The organism is Bradyrhizobium sp. UFLA06-06, assembly GCF_054820065.1.
Map to the genome: position 1 here is coordinate 61311 of NZ_JADFUD010000026.1, position 18401 is coordinate 79711.

The following is an 18401-nucleotide window of genomic DNA, read 5'->3' on the forward strand; positions in this document are numbered from 1 at the left end:
CAGGGGCTGGCCGTTAATTGACCTCTACCGGCAGGGGTCGGAACCGGAATTTTTCTAATGAATCGGAGTCGCGAACAAGGCTCAAAGGATGAAATTATATTCATCCCTTGAGCCTTGCCCGATTTGAGATTCTTTTAGTTAAATCAGCGACTTGCGCGACCGCGAAAATCGAGACCGGGGCGATACCTATTCGGCGGCGGCGACCAGGGAAAGCCGCGTATTGGCCGCCGAAACCATGAAATCGGAGATTCGCGGCACGATTTCGGAGCGGAAGCGCGAGCCGTTGAACACGCCGTAGTGCCCGACGCCCTTCTGCACGTAATGCACGCGGCGATGGTTCGGAATCGCGGTGCAGAGCGCGTGCGTCGCCTCGGTTTGACCGAGGCCGGAGATGTCGTCCTTCTCGCCTTCGACCGTCATCAGCGCGACCCGGCGGATCTTCGACGGATCGACCGGCTTGCCGCGATGGGTCATCTCGCCCTTCGGCAGCGCGTGCTTGACGAAGACGAGATCGACGGTCTGCAGGTAATATTCGGCGGTGAGGTCCATCACCGCGAGATACTCGTCATAGAATTCGCGGTGCTTGTCGACGAGATCGCCGTCGCCCTTGACCAGATTGGCGAACAGCGCCTTGTGCGCGTCCATGTGCCGGTCGAGGTTCATGCTGATGAAGCCGTTGAGCTGCAGGAAGCCCGGATAGACATCACGCATCACGCCCGGATGCGGGAACGGCACCTTGGTGATGACATTGTTGCGGAACCACTCGATGCCGCGCTCTTCCGCGAGGTTGTTGACCGCGGTCGGATTGCGCCTGGTGTCGATCGGCCCGCCCATCAGCGTCATCGACAGCGGCACGAACGGGTCGTTATTGGCTTCCATCACCGAAACAGCCGCCACGACAGGCACCGAAGGCTGGCACACCGCGATGACGTGCATGTTGCCGCCGAGCGCGTGCAGCATCTCGATCAGGTAGTCGACATAGTCCTCGAGATCGAACCGGCCGGCCGCGAGCGGCACCATGCGCGCATCGGCCCAATCGGTGATGTAAACCTCATGCGTCGGCAGGAACGCTTCGACCGTGCCACGCAGCAGCGTCGCATAGTGGCCCGACATCGGCGCCACGATCAGCACGCGCGGCTGCGGCGAACGCAACGGCCGCGTCAGCTTGCGATCGAAATGCAGCAGGCGGCAGAACGGCTTTTCCCAGATCGAACGGACCTCCACCGGGGTGCGGATGCCGTTGACCTCGGTCGTCGGCAGGTTCCATTCGGGCTTGCCGTAGCGGCGTGTGGTGCGCTCGAACAGCTCACAGCCGGCGGCGATCGACTTGCCGAACTCGGTGTGGGTCCACGGATTGAGCGGATTCTGAAACAGGATCTTGGTGGCGTCGGTCACCGCGCGCACCGGGTTGAGCGACGCATGCGCCATCTCGTACATCCAGTACAACGGCGTCGTGAGTGCCGGGCTGCCTTCCGCCGCTAGTGGCGGGGCACCGCCAAATTCACCGATGGGCATAGTATTTTCAGACCCCTGTTTTGCGCCGCAGCATACTGACCAATGCGTAACAATGCGTCAATGCGCCGCGAGCCGAATCTGGGGGCGATATCGGGCTAATACACCGAGAATCCACGAGAAAGTGACATTTATTCACCACCGGCGAGCAGCGAGCCGTTGCGCTTGGCGCTCTGCAAAAGGGCAAGGAAGATCGCAAAAGAGGCAGCGAACAGGATGGCGTTGATGGCCAGCGCCCACGCCATCAGGTCGGCGCGGAAGACGTGATCGATCAACAGCGAGCGCATGCCTTCGAACACGTAAGTCGGCGGCAGCGTCCAGGCAACAGCTTGCAGCCAGCCCGGCAGCACCTCGACCGGATAGTAGATGCAGGCGAGCGGCATCACGGCGAACATCAACGTCCAGACGATGCTTTCCGCCCCTAGCCCGTTGCGCAGCACGAGGCCCGAGGCGAACACGCCGACCGACCAGCTCGTGAAGATCAGATTGCAGAAGAACGCGATCAGCGGCAGCCCGATGGCGTAGAAGTTGAAGCCGAAAAAGAACAGCGCCAGCAGCGTCATCGGGATCACGCCGATGGCGAGCCGGATCAGGCTCATGATCATCAGCGAGAGCAGGAATTCGATCGGCTTCAGTGGGCTCATCATCAGGTTGCCGAGATTGCGCGCCCACATCTCCTCCAGGAACGAGATCGAGAAGCCGAGCTGCCCTCGGAACAGGATGTCCCACAGGATCACGGCGCCGATCAGCGTGCCGCCCGCCTTGGCGAAGAAGCCGGATGCCTGCGAGATGTAATTCTGCAGGAAGCCCCAGGTGATGATCTGCAATGCTGGCCAGTAGACCAGCTCCAGCAGCCGCGGCCATGACGACATCAAGAGATACCAATAGCGCAGCACCATCGCGTTGATGCGTTGCAGTGAAATGGTGTGCTGGTGCTGGCTGACGAGTTCGCTCATGGTGTGCCCTCTGGCGCGCCCTCCCGCACCCGGCCGCGCGCCACGTCGAGAAACACCTCTTCCAGCGTGTCGCGGTTGTAGCGCGCCATGATCCGCTCGGGGCTGTCGTCATCCTCGATCTTGCCGCGCTTCATGATGATGACGCGGTCGCAGAGGCGCTCGACCTCCAGCATGTTGTGTGACGCCAGCAGGATGGTCGCGTTATGGGTCTTGCGATAGGTCTCGAGATGCTGCCGCACCCAGTCGGCGGTATCCGGGTCGAGCGAGGCGGTCGGCTCGTCGAGCAGCAAGAGGTCCGGCTCGTTGATCAGCGCCTTCGCCAGCGCGACGCGGGTCTTCTGCCCGGCGGAGAGCTTGCCGTTGGAGCGGTCGAGGAATTCCTTGAGATCGAGATCGTCGGCGAGCTGGTCGATCCGCTCGCGCAAATTCTGCACGGCATAGAGGCGGCCGAAAATGGTCAGGTTCTGCCGCACCGTGAGCCGCATCGGCATGTCGACATAGGGGCTTTCGAAATTCATCCGGCCGAGCACATCGTAGCGCTGCTCGGGGATTCGTGCACCGAGCACCTCGACGCTGCCCGAGGTCGGCAGCACCAGGCCCATGATCATCGCGATCGTCGTGGTCTTGCCGGCACCGTTGCCGCCGAGCAGGCCGGTGATGCTGCCGCGCGCGATGCGGAACGAGATATCGTCGACCGCGCGGGTGGTCTTGTAGACCTTGACCAGATGCGCGACGTCGATCGCGGCCGATCCGCCCTGATCGACCGCCGGCGTTTGCGCCTGACCTGTCCCGATCTGCTGCATATGGCCGTCATTGAGCCATTGCGACAATAAGCGCAAGGCTCGGCGGTAGTTAAAGGCTTGGCGGTAATTAAAGGCTTGCCCTGCATCGTTGCGCTAAGTCGCGAATTTGTGCGCCGCCCACGGCACAGCTAAGGTCCCGGGATGACCGACGTCGCTTCCGATTTCCGCCAACCCCGCCGCTACGTCCGCCTGGATACGATCCTGCGGCTGCGCTGGCTCGCCGCGCTCGGCCAGCTCGTCGCCATCTTCATCGTGGCGCAGGGACTGGAATTCGACGTTCCGATCGTCCCATGCGTCACCATCGTGACGTTCTCGGCGCTGCTCAATCTGGCGCTGCAGATCGCCTTCAACCCGATGCAGCGGCTGGAGCCGGCCTATGCCGCCGCGCTGCTCGCCTTCAACATCGTCGAGCTCGGCGGGCTCTTGTACTTCACCGGCGGATTGCAGAACCCGTTCTCGTTCCTGTTCCTGGCACCGGTCCTGATCTCGGCCACCGTGCTGCCGATCCGGCTGACGATCGCGCTCGGCTGCCTTGCGGTCGCCTGCGCTTCGGCACTGTTCTTCTACCATCTGCCGCTGCCCTGGGACGCCGACGATCCCTTGGTGCTGCCGCCGATCTATCTGATCGGTGTCTGGCTTTCGATCCTGCTCGCGATCGGTGTCACCAGTCTTTACGCATTCCAGGTGACCGAGGAAGCGCGCCAGCTCTCCGATGCGCTCGCCGCGACCGAGCTGGTGCTGACGCGCGAGCAGCATCTGACCCAGCTCGACGGCCTCGCCGCCGCCGCCGCGCATGAGCTCGGCACGCCGCTGTCGACGATCTTCCTGATCTCGCGCGAGCTCGAGAAGACGGTGCATGACCCGGCGATCGCCGGCGACCTGAAGACCCTGCGCGAGCAGGCGCAGCGCTGCCGCGACATCCTGAGCAAGATCGCGCAATTGTCATCGAGCGGCGCGCCGTTCGACACCATGAAGCTGTCGACCTTGATCGAGGAGGCGGTGGCGCCGCATCGCGATTTCGGCATCAACATCAAGGTGCGGCTTGCTGTCGCAGCAACCCCTGAACCGGTCGCCGCGCGCAATCCGGCGATCCTCTATGGCGTCGGAAACATTCTCGAAAATGCGGTCGATTTCGCGCACCAGACCGTCGAGGTGAACGCATGGTGGAACGCCGAGACCGTTGAGGTCGTCGTCTCCGACGACGGTCCGGGCATCGCGCCCGACATGCTGAAGCGGATCGGCGAGCCGTATCTGTCACGCCGCCGGGGTGCGGATGAGGCCCAAAACCCACGTGGGGGCCTCGGTCTGGGCGTTTTCATCGCAAGGACGCTGCTGGAACGCACCGGCGCCAAAGTGTCGTTTACCAATCGCACCTTCCCCGATCACGGCGCCGTGGTGCAGATCGTCTGGCCGCGAGAGAGCTTTGAGGAATCCGCGCCGGGCGACGAAACCGAATCCTAAGAACGATTCTTAATCGCAACTCTGGCATTACGGATGCATTGCTCTTTCCAGACGAGCACGCGACTTTCGGCTGCCTTGGCAGCGCCACGGTAGGACCCCATATTGTTGGTGTCTGCCACAGGGAAAAATGGACCGTGAACGCCATCACTGAATTGAATGACCATGCTGACCGCTCGCTCCTCATTGTTGAGGACGACAAGCCGTTCCTGGAACGCCTGTCGCGCGCGATGGAGACGCGCGGCTTCGCAGTGAAGTCATGCGACACGGTGTCTGATGGTCTCGCCGAGATCGGCCGCGCCGCGCCCGCTTTCGCGGTCGTCGACCTCCGGCTCGGCGACGGCAACGGCCTCGACGTCGTTTCGGCGCTGAAGCGCAAGCGCCCCGAGGCGCGCGCGATCGTGCTGACCGGCTACGGTAACATCGCCACCGCCGTCACCGCGGTGAAGATGGGCGCCGTCGATTATCTCTCGAAGCCCGCCGACGCCGATGACGTCGTCGCCGCGCTGCTCGCGACCGGCACCGAGAAGTCCGAGCTGCCGGCCAATCCGATGTCGGCGGACCGCGTGCGCTGGGAGCACATCCAGCGCATCTACGAGATGTGCAACCGCAACGTCTCGGAGACCGCGCGCCGTCTCAACATGCACCGCCGCACCTTGCAGCGCATCCTCGCCAAGCGCGCACCGCGCTAAGCAGGATTCATATTGGTTTGCTATGGCCGGGTTATTGCCCGGCCATTTCCGTTCTACCTCCCGTTGCCCGGATGGAGCGCAAGCGAGATCCGGGGCAGCGCAGTCCGCGGCAAGACTCACCCGGATTGCGCTGCGCTCCATCCGGGCTACTTGATTCCACACCGTCATCCTGAGGCGCGAGCGGAGCGAGCCTCGAAGGATCGACGGCCACCAGCCGGGCCGTGCATCCTTCGAGCCGCCGCTTCACGGCTCCGCAGGATGACCGATCACAACCGCACCTGTCCTAAAACTCGTGCCCCTGCGGATCGACCAGGCGGTTGATCCGCTGCGCCGCCGCCATGGCAAAGCGCACCGTCATCGCCTTGCGGGTTGCCGCCGGCAGGCGATGCTCCGGCGCCTCGCAGTGCAGATGCGCGCCATAGGCGTCGGCGATGATCAAACCGGTGTCGACGGGAAAGATCTCGCACGGCAGATCCTGCGTGAAGGCGAAGAACAGCCGGTCGCAATGCATCCGGTAGTCCTGCCATTTCTGGTCGGCGCGCAGATCCTCGACCGATGACTTGATCTCGACGATCCAGATCTCGCCGCGCTCGTTCAGCGCGACCAGATCGGCTCTTCGGCCGGACGGCAGCGGCAATTCGCTGATGCACGAAAATCCCAGCGATCTCAGAAGCCTCGCCGTGCCGCGCGCGATCGCAAGCGCAGTCTCCGACTGGCGTCGGTCGGGCGCGGGCACAAGCGCGATCTGGCGGGCGGATGAGTCCATTGCGCGAAGATTAGCCGATTCCGCGAGAGCATGATCCGGAAAAGTAAAAGCCGGTTTTCGGCGAAGATCATGCTCCAACCGATAGAGCGCGGCAGCGCCGGAATCGGCCGCAGATTCGCGAGGAAGGCGCCTTGATTCCAGCCTCGAAGCCGACAGAACCTGGTTCCGAGGGACGCGGCCAGATCGTCACCATCGAGACGCCGTTCGACGAGGACATCATCATCCTGCAGCGCCAGATCAACGGCACCGTGATCCCCTACGGTCCGCGCGCACTGCAGGAGTGAACGGAATCCAAGACCCAGCAGCTGGCGAGCGTCGCCGCGGCTTCGCCGGCCCGTGCGTCCGAGATGGCAAGCTTCATCGGAGGCGGTCACCGGCGACGGTGACCTGGTCGCCGACGTCGCGGCCGGCCGCAACGATGTGGCAAAGTCAGGGACGAGGATCTGCCAGACAATCTCCGCGCCATGAAGCCGGAAGCACGCAGCGCCGAGATCGACAAGCAGATCACCCAGCGCAAGGCGCTGAACGAGAAGCTCGCTGCGCTGATCGCCAAGCGCGACCAATACGTCGCCGAGCACCGCAAGAGCGCGCCGAAGACGTCATCGTTCGATCGCGTGGTTGAGGACACGCTGAAGGCGCAGATCAAGCGGTAGCCACTCGGCGCGAAGCGTCGTCCGGCTCCTTGCGGGACGGCGCTCCGCAGGAACCCGTCGCCGCCTCACCGCTTATCCTCCCGGCCGCCGCCACGGGTGGACCGGAGAGGATTGCCTGGTGATCGACGACCTCTGGTACAAGAACGGAGTGATCTACTGCCTGTCGGTTGGCACCTACATGGATGCCAACGGCGATGGCATCGGTGATTTCAGCGGCCTGCTGCGGCGCCTCGACTATTTGCACGGGCTCGGCATCACCGCGATCTGGCTGATGCCGTTTCAGCCTTCGCCCAACAGGGACGACGGCTACGACATCTCGGATTATTACGACGTCGATCCGCGCTACGGCACACTGGGCGATTTCGTCGAATTCACCCATGGCTGCCAGCAGCGCGGCATCCGCGTCATCATCGATCTCGTCGTCAATCACACCTCGGATCAGCACGCCTGGTTTCGATCAGCGCGCAGCTCGAAGGATTCGCCGTACCGCGACTGGTATGTCTGGTCGGACAAGAAGCCCGCCAATGCCAATACCGGCATGGTATTTCCCGGCGTTCAGAAATCGACCTGGACGCGCGACAAGCAAGCCGGTGCCTGGTACTTTCATCGCTTCTACGATTTCCAGCCGGACCTCAACACATCGAACCCGCATGTGCAGGCCGAGATCCTCAAGATCATGGGGTTCTGGATCCAGCTCGGCGTCTCGGGCTTCCGCATGGACGCCGTGCCGTTCGTGATCGCGACCAAGGGCGCCTCGAGGCGCAAGCCGGTCGAGCAGTACGACATGCTGCGATCGTTTCGGGAATTCCTGCAATGGCGCCAGGGCAACGCGATCATCCTCGCCGAAGCCAACGTATTGCCCGAGACCGACATGGAATATTTCGGGCGTGACGGCGACCGAATGCACATGATGTTCAACTTCCACGTCAATCAACATCTGTTCTACGCGCTGGCGTCCGCCGATACGAAGCCGTTGGCGAAGGCCCTCACGGCGACCAAGCCACGGCCCGCGACCGCACAATGGGGGTTGTTCCTGCGCAATCATGATGAACTCGACCTCGGCCGCCTCTCCAAGCCGCAGCGCGAGACCGTGTTCGAGGCATTCGGTGCCGACAAGAGCATGCAGCTCTACGACCGCGGCATCCGGCGACGGCTTGCGCCCATGCTGGGCGGCGACCGCCGACGCATCGAGCTCGCTTACAGCGTGATGTGCACGCTTCCCGGCACGCCCGTGATCCGCTACGGCGATGAGCTCGGCATGGGTGACAATCTCGACCTGCCCGAGCGCGGTTGCACGCGCACGCCGATGCAATGGTCGACCGAGCCGCACGCCGGCTTCACCGAAAGCGATCGGCCATGTGTGCCCATCATCGACAATGGACCGTATGGCTATGAGCACGTCAACGCGGCCAAGCAACGGCGCGACCCCAATTCGATGCTGAACTGGACCGAGCGCATCGTCCGCATGCGCAAGGAAGTCCCCGAGGTCGGCTGGGGAGATTTCAAGGTCATCGCAACCCGAAATCCCGCCATCCTGATCATCCGGTACGACTGGCGTAACAACTCGGTGCTGTTCGTGCACAATTTCGCGGAAAAGCCGCTCGAGATATCTTTCAACGTCGGGCTGCCCGACGACGCCGGCAATCTCCTCGTCAATCTCCTGACCGAGGACCACAGCCGCGCCGACGATGCCGGTCGCCACAAGCTTCTGATCGAGGCCTATGGCTATCGCTGGTACCGGGTCGGTGGGCTCGACTATCTGCTCAAGCGCAGCGATATCGATACCAACGAGCCCCGCACACGGCGTCAATCGTCCTGATGCGGTCCGAGAATGACGCCTTCATTGGCGCGCAGATCGAGCACGCCTTCGACCTTCTCGCCCTGCCGGTCCATCAAGGTCGACAGCAGGACCTCATTGCTGAAGCCGATCGCGCTTGAGGAGACCGACGCGGCGGCCGCGCCAAAGTTTAGCGCGATCACGGCGACGCCCTCAGTGCTGCGCCGCCGGTAGAGCAGCACATCACCGTGCGCCGCCACCGGCTCATAGCTGCCATGGACGAGCTGCGGCAGCCTTCGCCGCAGCGCGATCAGCGCCTTGTAGAGGTTGAGGATCGACGTCCTCTCCGCTTCGAGACTTGCGACATTGTCGCTGGCAAAATCCTGCGCCAGCGGCAGCCACGGCGGAGCCGTCGAGAAGCCGGCATTGCGCTCGGCGCTCCATTGCATCGGCGTGCGGCAGCCGTCGCGGCCGACGCCGATGTCCGGCACGTTCTTCTCGAAGGGATCGCGCACCTGATCCGGCGCAATCGCAACCTGGCGCATGCCGATCTCGTCGCCGTAATAGAGCGTGGGCGTACCGCGCAGCGTCAGCAGCAACATTGCGGCGACCGGCGCCTGCGCCGGCCCCACCCGGCTTGCCACCCGCGGCCGGTCGTGATTGCCGAGCACCCAGTTCGGCCACGCACCCGGCGGCAGCGCCTTTTCGTAATCGGCGATGATCATCTCGACCGCTCGCGCGCTCCACAAGGTCGACAGCAGCGCGAAGTTGAACGGCATCTGCGCGCCGCGCAAATCGTTGCCGTAATAGGCAACCAGCCGGTGCAGCGGCAGATAGATCTCGCCGATCAGCACGCGGTTGTCGAATTCCTCGGTGACGCCGCGCATCTCGGTGATGACCGTATGCACCTCGAGCTGATCGGTCGAATATTGCGTCAGCAGCCTCTCGTGCGGCGGCCGGTCCGCGCGATAATGCGGGTTCGTCGGGTTATCGCGGAAGTCGGCATCCTTGATCAGGTGCCAGATCACGTCGACGCGAAAGCCGTCGACGCCCTTGCGCAGCCAGAAGCGCATCACGTCGTAGATCGCGTCCCTGACCTCGCGATTGCGCCAGTTGAGATCGGGCTGCTGCGCGAGGAAGGCGTGATAATAGTATTGGCCCGAGGCCTCGTCATACGCCCAGGCACTGCCGCCGAACTCGGACAGCCAGTTGTTGGGCGGGCCGCCGTCCGGCGCCGGATCGCGCCAGATGTACCAGTCGCGTTTGGGGTTGTCGCGCGAGCTCCTCGCCTCGGTGAACCAGGGATGCTGGTCGGATGTGTGGTTCGGCACCAGATCGAGGATCAGCTTGAGGCCGGAATCGTGCGCGGCCGCGACCAGCGCGTCGAAATCCTCCATCGTCCCGAACAACGGATCGATGCCGGTGTAATCGGAGATATCGTAGCCGAAATCGGCCATCGGCGACGGGAAGATCGGCGACAGCCACACCGCGTCGACACCAAGCCGCGTCAGATAGGGCAGGCGCGTGATGATCCCCTTGAGATCGCCGACGCCGTCACCGTCGCTATCTCCGAACGAGCGCGGATAGACCTGATAGAAAATGCCGCGTCGCCACCAGTCCCGGTCGTCCTGATCCATCCCGTCCCCCAAGCTCGCAGCCCGGCCCAGGCCGTCCCGCGCCCGGGGCCGCCGATCGGGTCAGGGATGACGCACAATTCGGGACGGAAAGATGGCGCCGTAGCGCCGTAGCCCGGATGGAGCAAAGCGTAATCCGGGACCACTGGCACAATTGGCGAGATCCCCGGATTTCGCTTCGCTCCATCCGGGCTACGGGTAGACTTAGTGCCGGGCCATCGCCAACTGATAGATGGTGATCAGCACCTCGAACAGGATCAGGAAGACGATGATCAGCTCCAGCCGCAGCGAGCGGCTGGTGTCGATGATGTCGGTCAGCACCTGCGCGGTCTCGGCCACGACCGCGAGCTTGCGGTTCAGGGATTCCGCACGTTCCTTCAATTCATACTCGTCCTCGAGCCTGGCGTAGAGTCGCTCGAGCTGCGGCTTGTCCCAGAGGATATCGGGCTTCTCCGACACTTCGACCGGTCCGGCCACGCGATGCCGCACCAGCAGCGCGTTGCCGATGTGCTTGAGGATCGCAACGCGGCCGCCATGGACGCGGCCGCCCTTGGCGAGCTCACGTGCAAGCGGCTCGGTCGTGTCGAAGACCGCCCGGACCTCGCGCTCGTGCCGCGCCAGCACCACGCTTTTCGCCAACGCTTCGCCGACCAGGATCAGCCGCTCCGGCGAGAGGCCTTGCAGATAGATCGGGCCGCCCGGCGGAATCTGATCCTCCTTCTCGGCAGCGAGCTCGATGATTGCGATCTCCTCCTCGCGCCGCGTGAACAGGCCGGTCATGCGCGACTGCAGGCTGCGCAGGAATTCATCCTCCTCCAGCGCATTGAGGCCGATCAGGACGACGACGCCGTAGCGGAACAGAATCGCCACACCATTGTCATTGACGCGAAACGCCAGCGGCGTCGTGGCCAGCACGTCGCCGCGCTCGAGGCCCGATGTGTTGATGCGGTCCGCGACGAAGAAGGCGCGCGCGGTGGTCCGGGGTCCGCCGATCGGTGATTTGGGAGCCTGGGTCATGAAGTTCCGGACTGCGAGGACTTGAATCGTGATTGAGAGCAGCCGCGTACCGGCCTGCTCGCGAACTTGTTCTGCTGGAGGCGACCTTATCACGGTCCGTTTTGGGATCACACGCCGGGGCAGCCGCATTTCCGGTGCGTGTTGACGGCGTTTGCCGGAAGCCTATGGTGCCGTCATGAACGAGACAACCGACACCAAACCGAAGGCCGGCGCGATCATCGTGCCGGTGACGCTGTTCGAGCAGAACTGCACCATCATCTGGCACGAGCCCACCAAGAAGGCCGTGGTGATCGACCCCGGCGGCGACGTGGCGAAGATCCAGGCCGCGATCAAGCAGACCGGCGTGACGGTCGAGAAGATCTGGCTGACCCACGGTCATATCGACCATGTCGGCGGCGCCGCCGAACTGCGCGACGCGCTGCAGGTCAAGATCGAGGGCCCGCATATCGCCGACAAATATCTGCTCGACAATGTCGTCTCGAGCGGCGAACGCTTCGGCATGAGCGGGGTGCGCAATTTCGGACCGGACCGCTGGCTCGACGAGGGCGATCAGGTCTCGATCGGCGATCTCACCTTCGACATCCTGCACTGCCCCGGCCATTCACCGGGCAGCGTGGTGTTCTTCAACAAGGAGCTGCGCTTCGCCCATGTCGGCGACGTGTTGTTCGCCGGCTCGGTCGGGCGCACCGATCTGCCCGGCGGCAGCCATCCGACGCTGATCCAGTCGATCAAGGACAAGCTGCTGCCGCTCGGCGACGATGTCGGCTTCATCTGCGGCCACGGCGCGGGATCGAGCATCGGCCAGGAGCGGATGACGAATCCGTTCCTGACCGGCGAGATGTAGCTACTTCATCAGCCCCGCGGCGGTGAGCGCCCGCGTGATGGCGCCGCCGACATCGACACCCTTGCTCCGTCGCTTGCGCGGCCGGTCGCTGTTGTGGCCGGATGCCACCTCCGGCTCGGCCGCGGGCACCGGTACCGTCATCGACACCGTGTCGGCGCGCTCGCGCGGGATTCCGGTTGGCGCAATATGCGGCTGACGTACCTTGTCGGTCAGGCCGAAGAAGCTTGCGATGTGATAGGACGAGGAGATCCCGGCCTCGATCAGGAACGCGCCCTCGACGCCATAGCGCTCGTCGTTGTCGGCAAGCCCGAGCGGCGTGCCATGCGCCATGTCGGCGATGGTGTAGGACTCGACCAGGGTTTCGCCGTCGGTGTTCCACCACACCTCGCGCGGATGGCCGTCGACATCCGCCTTCGACATCGCCGCCAGCGGCAGGCCGTGCACGTCGAGCCACTGCCGGACGATCGCATCGGCATTGCCGGGGTGCACGGTGCGGTCGGCGCTGCCGTGCCACACCGAGATCTTCGGCCAAGCGCCGCCATGCGTCGAGGCGTTGCGGACGAGACCGCCGAGCTCGGGCGCGGACAGCGCGCTGCCATGCATCATCGCGTGCAGTGCTTCGCGCAGATCGGTGGCGACGCCGAACGGCAGGCCGGCGATGATGGCGCCGGCCGCGAACACATCCGGATAGGCCGCGAGCATGACCGAGGCCATCGCGCCGCCGGCGGACAGTCCCGTCACATAGATGCGGCGCGGGTCGATCTCGTGCGTGCCGACCAGATGCGCGATCATCTGCCTGATCGACGCGGCCTCGCCCTGCCCGCGCCCGATGTCCTGCGGGTTGAACCAGTTGAAGCAGGTGTTGCCGTTGTTGGAAGCCTGCTGCTCCGGCATCAGCAGCGCGAAGCCGTAATGCGCCGCAAGCGCCGACCAGCCGGCACCGAGATCGTACGACGCGGCGGTCTGACCGCAGCCATGCAAGACCACGACGAGCGCGGGCGACCGCGCCAGCTGCGCGGGCACGAACGAATACATCTTCAGATCGCCGGGGTTGACGCCGAATTCGGTGGTCTCGACGAGCGGCGTCGGCACGGCCGGCGTGAGTGCGCCAAGGCCGCTGAACGCGTTCATCTTCGGCAGATGACGCAGAAATTCGACGTTGTTGATCAGGGACAACAGCAACTCCTGAGGTGATTTAGTCTTCTGTGTCACCCGATCAGATAATTGCTGCACTGCAAAATGAAAAGGCCGTGTGCTGTCTTTCCCTGCGGAATTGTGAGAATCGGCGTTAATGCGTGATCGCGCTGTGGACCGGCCGAAATGGTTGCCATAGCACCTTGTTTGAGCACCAACTTTTCAGGAATGCGCGCCACGTGCTGCCGGATTCACGTGGTGGCGCGGCGCATCCATGACAGAAATGCGGCTGAAATGGCGATCGACAGCACAAACAATGCGCATGCCGCAAACAGCGCCAGACGTGCTGACATCGTGCTCTCGATTGCGAAGAAGACTGCGCCGATCGCGGCAACGCCGGCCGCGTTGCCGATCTGCGTCGTGGTGCCGTACATGCCGGAGCCGGCACCGGCGCTCGCGGGCTGCACGCTCGCGAGCACCGCGCTCGACAATGGCGCCATGACAAGCCCCTGGCCGTAGCCGAAGATCATCAGCACCAGTGCGAGCATCAGTGCCGACGGTGTCGCGACCGCCTCAATTGTCGCGACCAGCACGGCGAGACCGACGATCTGCAGCGCACAGCCCTCGATCAGCACCAGCGTGCCGCGATGCCTGGCGCGCAGGCCGCTGTGACGCGAGGCAACCACGAAGGTCAGCGCCAGCGGCACGAACACCAGCCCGGCCTCCAGCGGCGGAATCTGCAAACCCTTCTGCATAAAGATGGTCATGATGAGGTAGAAGGACAGGTTGGCGAAGAAGAAGAAAAACACCGCGACCAGCCCGCGCATGAAGGCGCGATCCGACAGCAGCGACAGATCGATCAGCGGCATGCCGCCGCGGCGCGCGACGGACCGCTCGAGCCGCACGAAGGCCGCGATCACAGCGATGCCCATTGCCATCACCAGCCACACCCATGCCGTCCAGTTAAGATCATGGCCGAACAGCAGCGGACCGATCAGGCACAGCAGGCCCGCGAACAGCACGATCGCGCCCGGGATATCGAGCCGCGTGCCGGCGCGGCGCGGCACCGTCGGCATGATCTTCAGCGCCGCGGCGATGATGACGACGCCGCACGGCACGTTGACGAAAAATACCGCGCGCCAGCCGAGCCCGGCGAGGTCGAGCGTCACCAGCACGCCGCCGAGCATGAAGCCGGCGGCGCCCGCGAGCCCCAGCACGATGCCGTAGATGCCGAATGCCCGCGCGCGGGCGGCGCCTGAGAACAACAAATGCAGCGTCGCCAGCACCTGCGGCACCATCAGCGCCGCGGTTGCGCCCTGCGCGAGCCGCGCGACGATGAGCTCGGGCCCGGACTGCGCGAGACCGCACCACAGCGAGGTCACCGAGAATCCGGCGACGCCGGCGATGAACACGTTGCGCGTGCCATGGATGTCGCCAAGCCGGCCGCCGGTAACCACCAGCGTGGCATAGGCGATCAGGTAGATCGCGATCACGGCCTCGATCTGCGCCGGCGTCGCGTGCAGCTCCGCCGCGATCGTCGGGATCGCGACGTTGACGATGAAGGCATCGACCCCGAACATGAATTGCGCCGACACCACGATCGCCAGCACCCACCAGCGGCGCGATGTGTCCGCTCGCGTCGAAACGATCTGGTGCATGTCCTGTCCTGCCCGAAATGACGTTATGGCGGACATCAGCAGATTCCGGTCATCGCTTCGATTACCTGCGAGGTAAGCCCGGGATCACGGACGCTCGAGCCCCGGCTGCCAATTTGCGTTGACGCGCTGGAAAACATTCCGGACGGCGGCAATCGCCGCCGATTTGCGCAACAACCATGCGACCGCCGCAACCCCCGAGCATTGCCTTGCCCCGGGCCACCCCGTAGGTTGGCGGAAAGCCCCCGATAACAATAGTCCGGAGAGAACGACCCATGGCGCGCCTCAAATTCGGAGCCTTCCTCGCCCCGCATCACCCGATCGGCGAGCATCCGATGCTGCAATTCCGCCGCGACCTCGATTTCGTCGAGCAGCTCGACGCGCTCGGTTACGACGAATTCTGGTGCGGCGAGCACCACTCCTCGGGCTGGGAGACCATCGCCTCGCCGGAAATGTTCCTGGCCGCCGCCGGCGAGCGCACCAAGCGCATCAAGCTCGGCACCGGCGTAATCTCGCTGCCCTATCACCACCCCTTCAACGTCGCGCAGCGCATGGTGCAGCTCGACCATATGACCGGCGGCCGCGCCATCTTCGGCTCCGGCCCCGGTGCGCTCGCCTCCGACGCCCATACGCTCGGCATCGACCCGATGACCCAGCGCGACCGCCAGGACGAGGCGATCTCGGTGATCCGCCGCCTGTTCAACGGCGAGCGCGTCACCGCCAAGACCGACTGGTTCGAGATGCACGACGCCGCGTTGCAGATCCTGCCGCTGCAGGAGGACATGCCGTTCGTGGTGGCCTCGCAGATCTCGCCATCGGGCATGACGCTCGCCGGCAAATACGGCATCGGCATCATCTCGCTCGGCTCGATGTCGACCCAGGGCCTGATGGCGCTGCCGCAGCAATGGCAGTTCGCCGAGGACGCCGCCAAGAAGGCCGGCACCACCGTGAGCCGTTCCAACTGGCGCGTGCTGCTGTCCTGGCACATCGCCGAGACCCGCGAGCAGGCGCGGCGCGAGGCCGGCGCCGGGCTGATGCGCTGGCACAACGAATATAATGTCGGCACCCTGATGCGGCCGGGCCTGACGGCGTTCTCTTCGCCCGATGAGGCCGTCGACAAGACCGCGTTCGTCGAAGGCGCCGCGTCCACCATCGGCACACCGGATGATCTGATCAAGATGATCAAGAATCTGGTCGATGTGTCGGGCGGCGTCGGCTCGATCATCGGCTTCGCGCACGACTGGGCCAATCCGGAAAACACCCGCCGCAGCTGGGACATGGTCGCGCGCTATGTCGTGCCCGAGATCAACGGCTATATCGACGGCCTGCGCAAGTCGCGGCAGTTCCTGATCGACAACCGCGCCGTGTTCGAACGCGCCGGCCAGGCTGTCATGGCCAAGATCATGCAGAACGACAAGGCCGCCGCCGCGCTTCAACAAACCGGCCCCGGCCGCGTCGCGATCCCCGCGGTGAATGCGCCGGATCTTGCGAAGGCAGCGGCCAAGCAGAAGGTGTGATTTGCGACCCTTGCTGGAGGAAGAAAGAACGCCAGCTCGCGCCACATCCACCGCTGTCGTCCCGGCGCAGGCCGGGACCCATACGCCGCGGCGATGTTGTGAACGGGACTCGTCGTTCCACCATTGGGCAACAATCACCATTCGTGGTTATGGGTCCCTACTTTCGCAGGGACGACAGCGAGTGTGTTGCGCGGCCCGTGAATCGTGAGTTTGCATTCTCGCGACATGAATGTCCGAGCTTTGCTCTTCGTTCCGCCCTCTTGCTTGCAGAGGGCGCAGGGAAAGCCGGGTGCCGATCGCACCCATGGGCCCCGAGCAATGGGTAGAAAGCTCGGGGGTAGGACCACAGGTGTAACCGGAGCAATCCGGCTTTCCCTGCGCGATGGCTTACGGCTTATACGTGCTCTCCCCGGCGAGACTGGGCTTTATTGTCACCGCCCTCGCAAAACGTTTGCGCGCCTTGCGAGAGGACACCTGCCGCTAGGGCGTCAGGCCTGCACGATTTCGCCGTCCGCTTCATGCGCATTCGTCGACTGCGCATTCCGCGTCCACCGCATCTCACGCCGCGTTCGTGACGATCGCGAAGCGCCCCTCGATCGGGTGAGACGGGCGGAATTGAACATCTGATTTGCCCGACGACGGAAGCGCTAATTTGCCCGTCGGGTTAATTTGTCGCAGCGCGCGAATCCAGACGCGTTACGCCATCGCGCCGATCCCGACCACTCCGATCGCCACAGAGGTGACGAGGGCATAAGCGAATCCCGCAATCAGCGGCCCGAGCGTATGACGGCCTTGCGCGAGATTGATTCTGACGCTCGTCACCGCGCCGGCGACAATGATGGCGCCGAGATAGCGCAGCCGGCGTGCGAGCTTCGCGTTCATGCTCGCACCTTAGCTCGCCAAAGCTAAACACCCTCGATCGTCATTCCGGGGCGATGCGAAGTATCGAACCCCGAATCTCGAGATTCCGGGTTCACGCTGCGCGTACCCCGAAATGACGGCCGTGGCTTACGCCCCCTGATCGAACGCCTTGCGCAGCGAGACGTAGCCCGCCTGCTGCTGGCTCCAGTTGCGGCCGCCGGTGATGGCGCCGTCGATCACGAGGTCATGGCCGTTAATGAAGCTCGATTCGTCGCTCGCCAGGAACACCGCGGCATGCGCGATGTCGTCGGGCAGGCCGGCGCGCGGGATCGGCTGCGCCGCCTTGTAGACCTCGCGCATCACGGCCGCGGTCTTCTCGGCCGCTTCCGTCGACAATCCGAGCGCCTTGCCGAAAATGCCGGTGGCGATCGCGCCGGGCGAGATCGAGTTGACGCGGATGCCGGACTCGCCGAGCTCCATCGCCACGCATTTGGTGAAATGGATGACCGCCGCCTTCGCGGCGCCGTAGACCATCGACGACGAGAAGCCGGCTAGCCGACCGGCGATGCTGCCATTGTTGATGATGCTGCCGGAGCCCTGTTTGCGCATGTAGGGCGCGGCATGCTTCATGCCGAGCATGACGCTGCGCACCAGCGTCGCCATCGCGGCGTCGAACCGCTCGACGTCGAGACCTTCGATGCCCCCGGTCTGCGCCGGGCCGCCGGCATTGTTGAACAGGCAGTCGATCCGGCCGAACTTCTCGACCGCAAGCGCGATCAGCGCCTGCATCTGTTCCTCGACCGTGACGTCGGTCTGACGAAACACGCAAGCCTCGCCGAGTTGTTGCGCCAGTGCCTCGCCCTCCGGCGCGCGACGCCCGGCGATCACGACCTTCGCGCCCTCCGCGACAAAGATCTCCGCCGTACGTAGCCCGATGCCGCTGGTCGCCCCTGTGATCACCGCGACCTTGCCGTCCAGCCGTCCCATGTCAGTCCCTCAACTTACGTATGATGTTGCGGATATTCCCCAGCTCCCGTTGCCAATACAAGCACTTGCACGCCGCCACGCTCGCAAGGTCCGCCTGTGGCCAGAAGGCCACAACTGCGGTTTTTCGGTCGCAGC

The 18401-nt window shown here is 64.2% G+C and carries 17 protein-coding genes; 7 read left to right on the forward strand and 10 right to left on the reverse strand.

Features of this window, described 5'->3' with window-relative positions; genetic code table 11:
• Window positions 1-186: 186 nt before the first annotated feature.
• The 3 genes from IF803_RS22520 to IF803_RS22530 form a co-directional block, all read right to left on the reverse strand.
• On the reverse strand, window positions 187-1515 hold the full coding sequence (locus IF803_RS22520) for a polyhydroxyalkanoate depolymerase (RefSeq protein WP_028341465.1): 1329 nt from the start codon (window positions 1513-1515) through the stop codon (window positions 187-189).
• 128 nt (window positions 1516-1643) lie between these two features.
• The gene (locus IF803_RS22525; protein ID WP_028341464.1) at window positions 1644-2468 is read right to left on the reverse strand and encodes an ABC transporter permease; all 825 of its coding nucleotides are present in this window, start codon (window positions 2466-2468) and stop codon (window positions 1644-1646) included.
• A complete protein-coding gene (locus IF803_RS22530; protein ID WP_461193506.1) occupies window positions 2465-3271 on the reverse strand; it encodes an ABC transporter ATP-binding protein in 807 nt (268 codons plus the stop codon). The genes IF803_RS22525 and IF803_RS22530 overlap by 4 nt, the downstream gene beginning before the upstream one ends.
• Window positions 3272-3412: 141 nt before the next feature.
• Here IF803_RS22530 and IF803_RS22535 point away from each other — a divergent pair, with 141 nt between their 5' ends.
• Together IF803_RS22535 and IF803_RS22540 are read left to right on the forward strand one after the other, a co-directional pair.
• A complete protein-coding gene (locus IF803_RS22535; protein WP_028341462.1) occupies window positions 3413-4732 on the forward strand; it encodes an ActS/PrrB/RegB family redox-sensitive histidine kinase in 1320 nt (439 codons plus the stop codon).
• 134 nt (window positions 4733-4866) lie between these two features.
• On the forward strand, window positions 4867-5421 hold the full coding sequence (locus IF803_RS22540) for an ActR/PrrA/RegA family redox response regulator transcription factor (protein WP_016845514.1): 555 nt from the start codon (window positions 4867-4869) through the stop codon (window positions 5419-5421).
• Window positions 5422-5704: 283 nt separating this feature from the next.
• Here the strand turns inward: IF803_RS22540 and IF803_RS22545 are convergent, their stop codons facing one another.
• Window positions 5705-6187 carry an MmcB family DNA repair protein gene (locus IF803_RS22545; protein WP_016845513.1) on the reverse strand — a complete coding sequence of 161 codons (483 nt, stop codon included), beginning with the start codon at window positions 6185-6187 and terminating at the stop codon, window positions 5705-5707.
• Between the two features lie 131 nt (window positions 6188-6318).
• Here IF803_RS22545 and IF803_RS22550 point away from each other — a divergent pair, with 131 nt between their 5' ends.
• The 3 genes from IF803_RS22550 to IF803_RS22560 all read left to right on the forward strand — a co-directional run bounded on the left by IF803_RS22550 (window position 6319) and on the right by IF803_RS22560 (window position 8659).
• On the forward strand, window positions 6319-6471 hold the full coding sequence (locus IF803_RS22550) for a hypothetical protein (RefSeq protein WP_461193507.1): 153 nt from the start codon (window positions 6319-6321) through the stop codon (window positions 6469-6471).
• Between the two features lie 180 nt (window positions 6472-6651).
• A complete protein-coding gene (locus IF803_RS22555; protein WP_461193508.1) occupies window positions 6652-6840 on the forward strand; it encodes a hypothetical protein in 189 nt (62 codons plus the stop codon).
• A 118-nt stretch (window positions 6841-6958) separates the two neighbouring features.
• Window positions 6959-8659 carry an alpha-amylase family protein gene (locus IF803_RS22560; RefSeq protein WP_461193509.1) on the forward strand — a complete coding sequence of 567 codons (1701 nt, stop codon included), beginning with the start codon at window positions 6959-6961 and terminating at the stop codon, window positions 8657-8659.
• Here IF803_RS22560 and IF803_RS22565 read toward each other — a convergent pair.
• Complete coding sequence (locus IF803_RS22565; RefSeq protein WP_461193510.1) at window positions 8647-10254, reverse strand: alpha-amylase family glycosyl hydrolase; 1608 nt, start codon at window positions 10252-10254, stop codon at window positions 8647-8649. The two genes, IF803_RS22560 and IF803_RS22565, sit on opposite strands and share 13 nt — an antisense overlap.
• A 201-nt stretch (window positions 10255-10455) precedes the next feature.
• Entirely contained in the window at window positions 10456-11268 is an 813-nt protein-coding gene (locus tag IF803_RS22570; RefSeq protein WP_038387660.1) for an RMD1 family protein, read from the reverse strand.
• A gap of 175 nt (window positions 11269-11443) precedes the next feature.
• Here IF803_RS22570 and IF803_RS22575 point away from each other — a divergent pair, with 175 nt between their 5' ends.
• Window positions 11444-12112 carry an MBL fold metallo-hydrolase gene (locus IF803_RS22575; protein ID WP_304497800.1) on the forward strand — a complete coding sequence of 223 codons (669 nt, stop codon included), beginning with the start codon at window positions 11444-11446 and terminating at the stop codon, window positions 12110-12112.
• Here IF803_RS22575 and IF803_RS22580 read toward each other — a convergent pair whose 3' ends face one another.
• Both IF803_RS22580 and IF803_RS22585 read right to left on the reverse strand, forming a co-directional pair.
• Window positions 12113-13288 carry an extracellular catalytic domain type 1 short-chain-length polyhydroxyalkanoate depolymerase gene (locus IF803_RS22580; RefSeq protein WP_411783449.1) on the reverse strand — a complete coding sequence of 392 codons (1176 nt, stop codon included), beginning with the start codon at window positions 13286-13288 and terminating at the stop codon, window positions 12113-12115.
• A 209-nt stretch (window positions 13289-13497) separates the two neighbouring features.
• Window positions 13498-14904: an MFS transporter gene (locus IF803_RS22585; RefSeq protein ID WP_461193511.1), complete on the reverse strand. Its 1407-nt coding sequence runs from the start codon at window positions 14902-14904 to the stop codon at window positions 13498-13500.
• 272 nt (window positions 14905-15176) lie between these two features.
• Between IF803_RS22585 and IF803_RS22590 the strand changes: the two genes are divergently transcribed.
• The gene (locus IF803_RS22590; RefSeq protein ID WP_028341454.1) at window positions 15177-16418 is read left to right on the forward strand and encodes an LLM class flavin-dependent oxidoreductase; all 1242 of its coding nucleotides are present in this window, start codon (window positions 15177-15179) and stop codon (window positions 16416-16418) included.
• Window positions 16419-17114: 696 nt separating this feature from the next.
• Here the strand turns inward: IF803_RS22590 and IF803_RS22595 are convergent.
• Window positions 17115-17300: a hypothetical protein gene (locus tag IF803_RS22595; protein WP_304497803.1), complete on the reverse strand. Its 186-nt coding sequence runs from the start codon at window positions 17298-17300 to the stop codon at window positions 17115-17117.
• 126 nt (window positions 17301-17426) lie between these two features.
• Window positions 17427-18266: an SDR family NAD(P)-dependent oxidoreductase gene (locus IF803_RS22600; RefSeq protein ID WP_304497804.1), complete on the reverse strand. Its 840-nt coding sequence runs from the start codon at window positions 18264-18266 to the stop codon at window positions 17427-17429.
• Window positions 18267-18401 lie beyond the last annotated feature (135 nt).